At 41.4% G+C, this 6,314-nt stretch carries 4 protein-coding genes; 2 read left to right on the top strand and 2 right to left on the bottom strand.

The features are described 5' to 3' along the window. Positions 1 to 532 precede the first annotated feature (532 nt). Both KG118_RS15110 and KG118_RS15105 read left to right on the top strand, forming a co-directional pair. Positions 533 to 3,637, top strand: coding sequence for a SusC/RagA family TonB-linked outer membrane protein (locus KG118_RS15110; RefSeq protein ID WP_117713303.1), 3,105 nt, complete (start codon positions 533 to 535; stop codon positions 3,635 to 3,637). A gap of 21 nt (positions 3,638 to 3,658) precedes the next feature. Next, complete coding sequence (locus KG118_RS15105; RefSeq protein WP_117713302.1) at positions 3,659 to 5,389, top strand: RagB/SusD family nutrient uptake outer membrane protein; 1,731 nt, start codon at positions 3,659 to 3,661, stop codon at positions 5,387 to 5,389. Between the two features lie 134 nt (positions 5,390 to 5,523). On the opposite strand, the gene KG118_RS15100 is transcribed toward KG118_RS15105, so the two are convergent. Together KG118_RS15100 and KG118_RS15095 are read right to left on the bottom strand one after the other, a co-directional pair. Beyond that, positions 5,524 to 5,736 carry a hypothetical protein gene (locus KG118_RS15100; RefSeq protein ID WP_117713301.1) on the bottom strand — a complete coding sequence of 71 codons (213 nt, stop codon included), beginning with the start codon at positions 5,734 to 5,736 and terminating at the stop codon, positions 5,524 to 5,526. A 160-nt stretch (positions 5,737 to 5,896) separates the two neighbouring features. Beyond that, the gene (locus tag KG118_RS15095; RefSeq protein WP_117713300.1) at positions 5,897 to 6,298 is read right to left on the bottom strand and encodes a hypothetical protein; all 402 of its coding nucleotides are present in this window, start codon (positions 6,296 to 6,298) and stop codon (positions 5,897 to 5,899) included. Positions 6,299 to 6,314: the final 16 nt, after the last annotated feature.

Here is a 6,314-nt window from a genome sequence, read left to right as displayed (position 1 = left end):
TGATTATTTTTTTGCAACACTAAGTTAAGTGAATCCTCTGACATGGCAAAATCCTGAGCAACTTTTTGTTGCTCAGGTACTTAAAAAAAATATTTTATAATAGTGTTGCGGAATTAAGGATAATCAAAACACACGTAGTGCTTCACGTTGATAATTTAATATGATGATATACTTAAATATTAATCTTAGTTTATATTTGTTGTAATTCATTGTTCATATACAAAATGCATTTTGCTATAATATGAAAAACAAAGTTTTACTATTTTTGCATTTAATTATTTGTGACTAATATCTAAAAGTGTAAGTATTTTATTTAAAAATATAACATGAAAATTAAAATATTGTAGTCCTTTGCAATAAAATATATTTTTTATTAATTATCGAATTTGTTAAACTGTAAAAAAATGCCTATGGAAAAATATTAAACACACAAAAAAACATATAAGATTTACGTACTATAATCTATTAGACGTAGATTGTTTGATGATACTATTGAAAATATATTTTTATTAAAATTGTTAATGTTATACTTATGAAAAACAAAGTTTTACTATTTTTTGTATTGGTGGTACTGTGCTATTCTTCAGCATGGGCTCAGATCCAAATTAAAGGGACCGTCGTCTCGGAAAACGATTCCGAACCGATGATTGGAGTTGCGATTCTAGAGGTAGGAACTTCGAACGGAGTCATTACAGATTTGGATGGAAATTTCAATATTCAGGTAAAGAACGCCAACAGCCAACTGGAAGTGTCGTTTGTGGGATATAAAAAGCAAATTATCAAACTGCAGGGGCGCACTAACTTAAACGTGCGACTGGTTGAAGACACGAAGGTGTTGGATGAAGTGGTCGTTGTGGGTTATGGTGTCCAGAAGAAAAGCGATTTGACAGGGTCGGTGGCGTCTGTAAAGGCTGATGAACTGAAAGGTTTGTCAACTACCGATGCTGCTGCCGCTTTGCAAGGTAAGGCAGCAGGTGTACAGATTTTGAATGGTTCTGGTAAACCAGGTCAAGGCGCATCAATCCGCGTTCGTGGTTATTCTTCAAACTCCAACAACATCGGTCCTTTGTTGATTGTTGATGGTTTGCAAGTTAGCTCTATCCAATACCTCGACCCTTCTATGATTGAATCAATGGAAGTATTGAAGGATGCTGCTTCGGCGGCTATCTATGGTGCTGAAGCGGGTAATGGTGTTGTTCTTATCACTACTAAATCAGGTGCGAAAGGACGAGGTTCTATTACTTATAGTGGTAAGTGGACTAACCAATCACTCGGAAGCGTGCCCAATTTGCTTAACGGTGCTCAATTCAAGGACTGGATGACTATGCAGCTTGGTGCTGAATCTGTGAATGGTACTTTGGCTGATGCTCAGACTCAATACGGATGGGATCCTAATACCAATACAGACTGGTTGGATGCTTATTTCGAAGATACTTGGGCTCAACAGCACACCCTTACTCTCCAAGGTGGTAACGACCGCGGTTCATACTTCCTGAGTGTGAACTATGTGAACCAAGACGGTATCGTTAAGGGTAGCAAAGATAAGTACGAACGTCTTACCGCTCAACTCAATGCCGATTATATGATTAAAGATTGGTTGAAAGTAGGTACCAACACCTCTATTGAAAAATGGAGATCTCGCGGCATATCAGAACAAGGTTATGGCTCTTCATTCGAGATGCTTCTTTTGATTGACCCGTTAACTCCGCTCTATTGGACAAAACGAGAACAGATGTTGGGTGAATATCGTAACTATTACGACCAAATTCAAGCAGGTAACTCTAACTACACTCTCTTTGGTGATGAAAATGGTTACTATGCCACTTCCTACTTTAACCAACGTCTTTCCGGTGGTAACCCCTTCTCACAACGCGACCGTTCAGAATCGCGCAACAGTGGTGTGAACGTTAATGGTACTGCTTACATGAACGTTACTCCTGTCAAGCAAGTGACTTTCACTTCCCGTTTGGGTTATCGTATCTCCTTCAACAACGAATCTGACTGGCAATACCCCTACTACCTCAATGCTCAAACCAAAGGTGACAACTACACTATCTCAGGCGCCAGTAGAAACTCTACTTGGTATCAATGGGAAAACTTCGTCAACTATAACGATATCTTCGCCGGTAAACACGTTGTAGGTGCCATGGCCGGTATGTCATACCGCCAAAGCGATTCAAATTATGTCAGTGCCAATGCTTCGGGTCCGGATATCCTTAAAGCTTATTCAGCTAACTTCATCTACCTTAATAGCGTAAATGCTAATGATAAAACGGTGAAGAACATCGGCGGCATACCGGGTACTTCTCGCGCCCTCTCTTACTTCGGTCGTGTAACTTATAGCTACGACAACCGCTATAGCGTTCAGGCTAACTTTCGTGCCGATGCTTTCGACGCTTCTAAGCTTTCGAAAGACAACCGTTGGGGTCAGTTCTTCTCCGCATCTGCAGGCTGGACATTCTCAAACGAAAGCTTCTTCAAAGACAGAGTCAACCCAAGCATCATGTCATACGGTAAGATACGTGCATCTTGGGGACAGAATGGTAACGTGAATGTATTGAATAACTATGCATATACAGCTGGTATTAATACAAATGGACAATTCTATAACTATGGTTCAACAAATGCCGTTACTTTAGGTTCAATGCCTAATGGCATTGCCAACCCTAACTTGACTTGGGAAACTTCAGAACAAATCGACTTGGGTGCTGACTTCCGTTTCTTAAACGATAGATTGACCGTTGGTTTCGACTGGTACAAGAAAAAGACTAAGGACTTGCTTGTAAATGCTCCCACTATGCCTGAATCAGGTGTTTCTTCTATGACTGTAAACGCTGGTGAAATTGAAAACAGCGGTTTCGAAGTGGAACTTAGTTGGAAAGACCATATCGGTGATTTCAAATATGGAATATCTGCTAACATGGCAACACTTCACAATGAAGTGACTTACCTCGAGCCATCTATCGAACGTATCGCTGGCGCAACTGTTGAAGGTGCATCTCCTGAAGTTGTTCGTTGCTACTTCGAAGAAGGCGAACCCGTATGGTACATGCGCGGTTATAAGTATGCAGGCGTTGCTGCTGACGGTACTGCACAATATTACACCAAAGATGGTGAATTGACCAAGGACCCACAAACTGAGGACATGACTAACATAGGTTCTGGTCTTCCTACTTTGACTTATGGCATTACCTTGAATGCTGAATACAAGGGATTCGACTTCACTTTGTTTGGTACTGGTGCTGCTGGTAACGATATCTACTACGGTCTCTATCGTACAGGCTACAACAACATATCAGAAGATGTTTATAAAGAATTCAAGTCTGGCAAACTTCCTAACGCAGCTTCTGTAGCAGGTAGCGGTACATTCTGGCGTTCATCTGCCATGGTTTACAATGGCTCGTTCTTCAAGATCAAGCAAATTCAACTTGGTTACACATTGCCTAAGAAACTCACCAGTAAAGCATTCATCGAAAACGCACGTGTTTATGTATCATTGGACGACTTCTTCACATTCACCAAGTATCCGGGTCTCGACCCTGAAACTTGTACAAATGAATACAACTGTCCGGGTCTCGACAAGGGTGCATATCCTAACATGAGCAAGATGGTACTTGGCGTAAGTGTTACATTTTAATTTTAATTAATCGAAAGAGATATGAGAAAAATATTTTTATCAATCATTTTGCTTTCAAGTATGATGTTCACTGCGTGTGAAGACAGGCTTGATGTTGAACAGAAAGCAACCAGCAGTACAGATAACTTCTACAAAACAGATGCGGATGCCGAATCTGCGTTGACAGCCATGTACGCTACTTATATCAATGAAATCGGTGGTAATGAAGGAATTTGGAATGCATATATCATGGGTCTTAACTACTCTGCCGACGACGTGTTTGCAGCCGGTGGTGACATTAACGACCACGCAGATTTCCGTATCCTTAATGAGTTCCGTTATGATGCCAGCTCTCTCCCTATCAGTACGCTTTATAATCACATTTATAAGTCAATCTATTCTGCCAACTTGATAATTCACTATTTTGGTGAAACAGCCGATACTCCTATTAAGAAACGAGTTGTTGCCGAAGCTAAGGTTATGCGTGCATGGGCACACATGTTGGCTGCACAGGTTTATTATCAACCTCCTTTGATTGACCACCTCATCACCAATGAAAAACCGGTTAATGCTGAGTCACAAAAGGCTATCTTTGACTGGTGCGTGAAAGAATGTGAAGACGCTCTTCCTGACTTGCCCGATCGTAATGGTAAGAATGATAAAGAAGGTGCTTGGGTTGTAACTAAAGGTTTCGCTCAATTCGTAGCCGGCAAGTCAGCTCTTTTTGCAGGCGACAATGCTAAGGTGATTAGCGTAATGAAGCCCCTTGTAGAGTCTGAAAACTACGATCTCGTTCCGGGTGAACGTTTCCGCGACTTGTTCCACGTAGAAGGTGATGGTTGTGAAGAAAAGATCTTCGAATTCAACTATATTACTAATACAGCGGCTGCAGGTGGTGTAGATCCTTGGAGAGTTGGTAATAATCGTGGTCGTTGGATGGTAGCTAACGTACTCAACTGGCGTGGTGATGATATTAAAGGTGGTGGTAAGAGTCCATCCATTTGCTCAACTGCTGGTTGGGGTGGTGGCTCTATCAATCATGAGTTTGCTCATAAAATGTTAGCAAACGATGGTGACAGCTATCGTCGTAAAGCTACTTTCTTGACTTCTGACGAATTCTTCTACGATGAAGAACTCTGCGGTTGGAAAAGCGATGCTACTTGCACGACTCGCCAAGAAAAAGAAATGGACCCGGAACGTGGTATCACCAAGACTAATGGTTCTTTCGCTCGTAGTGACGTGATGGAAGTGAAGATGATGATGCATCCTAATGACGCTGACTTATCTGTAGGTGACAACTGTAACAATACGAACCTCTGTATTGCCCGTTTGGGTGAAGCTTATCTGATTTATGCAGAAGCTTGTATTGCATCAAATCAGCTTGATGAAGCTAAGAAGTATATCAACAAGATTCAAACTCGTGCAGGCTCAAATACTGTATCTGAAACTGTTGACCTCAAAGTGCTTCAAGACGAAAAGCAATATGAACTTTGGTTCGAAGGCTGCCGTTGGTTCGATATCGTTCGTTGGGGTATTGCTAAGCAGTGCTACGACAAGGTGCTTGATAATATCCCTTATCAAACTGACGAATTTTGGACTTCCCCTGAAAATGCCAGAAAACCTCACAAGCTTGTGTATACCGTACATCACCCATTTGCCGAGGCTGGTATTACACTTAAATTCGTTGAGGGTAAGAACGAATATTGGCCACTTCCACAAAATATAATCGAAATCAACGACCAAATACATCAAGTGCGCGGTTGGGCAAAATAGTAAAAACTATATTCATAATTTAATCAGAACGATGAAGAGGTTGTGTCATTGACACAGCCTCTTCTATTTTAAATATAGGTGGAATCAAGGTATCTTGCATTAGGGCGAATTTTTTTTACTTTTATTGAAGCCATCTATTTCTTCTTTACCGTTTTGGCAATGCTGTCCAGCCGTGCTGCCTCACGTTCCTTACGTTTGGCTTGTTCGCTGATAACTGCTTGTTTTCTGACCGTTTCCTCGTATTCCTCCACGTCCTCTTTCATCTGACGGATTCTCTTATCGTCCCGGTTTACCTCAAACATATCCTCCAGTTCATTGATACGGTTAGCATTTTCGCTGCCAAGCAAAATAGTGCATTGTTGTTCATTTCAAACGAGTTATGTTTTATTCTCTATCGGTTACTTATCGTTGCTGATGGTGTACATTGCCATTGGGCAGGCACAAACGTGCCATCGAGTAGGCACAATTGTGCCAATAGGCTGGCATAAATGGCACAGTTAAGCGGCTCTATTCCTCTTGCGCCAATAGCTTCACTTCGTTGCTTTCTTTCTCAAACCGATAGTTGCCGCCTTTTTCGCTCAGTTCGAACAGGGACAGTTTATCGGTGGCCTTGTCCACTATCATCAGCGCACTTTGCTCGGCAAACCGTTTTACTTCAAAGTTAAAAGGTTCTTTGTCAATGCGTTGGTCTATCAGGATGCTGTCGTTGAGAAGAATGGAGATGGAATCTCCGGTGAATCCTTTCACTAAAGTGATGTTGTAGGTTTCGGCGAAATACCGTTCGCCTTCCTTCTGGCGCTGCAAGCGCATACTCATATAGACAAAAATAACGACAACGAATATTACGGCAAAGGCAAGGATGCCGTTACCTATCATAAACTGTTTATTGGTATTCAGGTGATGTGCCATGATGATTAAGTTTAAA

Source organism: Bacteroides propionicigenes, from assembly GCF_018390535.1.
Classification (GTDB): Bacteria; Bacteroidota; Bacteroidia; order Bacteroidales; family Bacteroidaceae; genus Bacteroides; species Bacteroides propionicigenes.
Note: the sequence above shows the minus strand (reverse complement) of the source record. Positions and strands in the feature narration are given on the sequence as shown.